Origin of the sequence: Mesorhizobium kowhaii, from assembly GCF_042431665.1 — a bacterium.
Classification (GTDB): domain Bacteria; phylum Pseudomonadota; class Alphaproteobacteria; order Rhizobiales; family Rhizobiaceae; genus Mesorhizobium; species Mesorhizobium kowhaii.
Map to the genome: position 1 here is coordinate 1 of NZ_JBHLYT010000206.1, position 2,214 is coordinate 2,214.

Here is a 2,214-nt window from a genome sequence, read left to right on the forward strand (position 1 = left end):
CGAGATCGCCACCGCTTGCGGGCGGCGTCAGGCTCGGCGTCGATGGAAAGGGATCAATGAAAAGCCGGTGAGACAGCTTGACTGTTTAGATAACTGCCATAGTCCAGCCCCGTGACCGCCCGCAGTTCGACGCGGCCGTTTTCGATCTCCAGCGTCTTCACCTGTTCGGCCCGGTGCGAAGTCATGCCGTACTGGAGATTGATGCCGGCAAGCGGGGCGGGGAGCTGGCGCAGATAGTTCGCTGGGGCACCCACCAGGCTTGCAAGTTGGCCAAAACTCCAATGCGTCGGCGATAGGGGCATCCGCATCGGGCAGGATCAGCGTGCTGGAATCCAGCGAGGAGCAACCTAGTTAGATATCCACGCGACTGGCTTGGAGAGGCACTTATAGCGAGAAGGTAAGCTGGATATGGCGCAATTTGACTCAAATTTTCACGACATGACGGAGGGTATTCGCGCAGTTGCCTCTCCTGCCGACGCTGCGGACCTTCTGAACACAATTGTCGACGGTTACGGCCTTGAGACGGCGGCCTTTCTTACCGTCAGGCCGGTTTACGAGGAACCGAGTAAGCCGTTCTATCTGACCACCTATTCGCCTGAGTGGGTAAAACGCTACATCGAGAAGGAGTTTTTCGACATCGATCCCGTGCTTCGCTGCGGGCTGCGTGCTTTGACATTGGTTGATTAAAGAAGATCGACCTATCGGACAAGGCCGTGCGCACGTTCTTGGCGGGCATACCCCGGCTTGCGGGTCGCCGACAACCGGCGCAATGGACACGAAGAAAGGGCGGCATCGATGCCGCCCTTTCCGTATCTGAGGGCTGAATGGGTTGGATTAGAAATCCATGCCGCCCATACCGCCCATACCACCCATGCCGCCGCCCATGCCGCCCGGCATGCCGCCGCCAGCCGAGTCCTTCTTCGGAGCCTCCGCGATCATGGCTTCGGTGGTGACGAGCAGGCCGGCGACCGAGGCCGCGTCCTGGAGAGCCGTGCGAACGACCTTGACCGGATCGACGATGCCCATGGCGATCATATCGCCATACTCGCCGGTCTGGGCGTTGTAGCCGTAGGTCGCGCCCTTGTTGTCAAGGATATTGCCGGCAACGATCGAAGCTTCCGCACCGGCGTTGGCCGCGATCTGGCGGGCCGGAGCCTGCAGCGCACGACGAACGATGTTGATGCCGGCAGCCTGGTCGGCATTGACGCCGGTGACCTTGATGTTGGCCGAAGCGCGCAGCAGGGCTACGCCGCCGCCTGCAACGATGCCTTCTTCGACGGCCGCGCGGGTCGCGTTGAGGGCGTCATCGACGCGGTCCTTCTTTTCCTTGACTTCGACTTCCGTCGCGCCGCCGACGCGGATCACCGCAACGCCGCCCGCGAGCTTCGCAAGACGTTCCTGCAACTTCTCCTTGTCGTAGTCCGAGGTGGTCTCTTCGATCTGCTGCTTGATCTGGGCAACGCGGCCCTGGATCTCGGCCTTCTTGCCGGCGCCGTCGACGATGGTGGTGTTCTCCTTGGAGATCGACACCTTCTTGGCGCGGCCGAGCATGTTCAGGCCGACGTTCTCGAGCTTGATGCCGAGGTCTTCCGAGATGACCTGGCCACCGGTGAGGATGGCGATGTCTTCCAGCATGGCCTTGCGGCGATCACCGAAGCCCGGAGCCTTGACAGCGGCGATCTTCAGGCCGCCACGCAGCTTGTTGACGACCAGCGTGGCCAGGGCCTCGCCTTCGACGTCTTCCGAGATGATGAGCAGCGGCTTCGAGGTCTGCACGACGGCTTCGAGAACCGGCAGCATCGCCTGGAGGTTGGAGAGCTTCTTCTCGTGGAGCAGGATGTAGACGTCCTCGAGTTCGGCAACCATCTTGTCGGCGTTGGTGACGAAGTAGGGGCTGAGATAGCCGCGGTCGAACTGCATGCCTTCGACGACTTCGAGTTCGGTCTCGGCGGTCTTGGCTTCCTCAACCGTGATGACGCCTTCGTTGCCGACCTTCTTCATCGCTTCGGCGATCATCTTGCCGACCGACTCGTCGCCATTGCCGGCGATGGTGCCGACCTGGGCAACTTCCTCGGAGGTCTTGATCTTCTTGGCGTTCTTGGTGAGGTGGGCGACGACTTCGGTGACGGCCAGATCGATGCCGCGCTTCAGGTCCATCGGGTTCATGCCGGCGGCAACCGCCTTGTGGCCTTCCTGGACGATCGACTGCGCCAG

At 61.6% G+C, this 2,214-nt stretch carries 2 protein-coding genes and 1 pseudogene; 1 reads left to right on the forward strand and 2 read right to left on the reverse strand.

Translation table 11 applies throughout. From position 1 onward, the window contains the following. Positions 1–71 precede the first annotated feature (71 nt). Positions 72–324, reverse strand: a pseudogene (locus ACFFNA_RS39385) (hypothetical protein); the annotation flags it as partial. Between the two features lie 84 nt (positions 325–408). Between ACFFNA_RS39385 and ACFFNA_RS39390 the strand changes: the two are divergent. Beyond that, on the forward strand, positions 409–687 hold the full coding sequence (locus ACFFNA_RS39390; protein ID WP_378925694.1) for an autoinducer binding domain-containing protein: 279 nt from the start codon (positions 409–411) through the stop codon (positions 685–687). A gap of 147 nt (positions 688–834) precedes the next feature. Here the strand turns inward: ACFFNA_RS39390 and groL are convergent. Then, positions 835–2,214, reverse strand: a 1,380-nt coding sequence (gene groL / locus ACFFNA_RS39395) for a chaperonin GroEL (protein ID WP_378925696.1), incomplete at its 5' end; no start/stop codon positions are given.

Coding starts and splice junctions, on each gene's coding strand:
- ACFFNA_RS39390 (WP_378925694.1), top strand. CDS start 409: ATGGCGCAATTTGACTCAAATTTTCACGACATGACGGAGGGTATTCGC.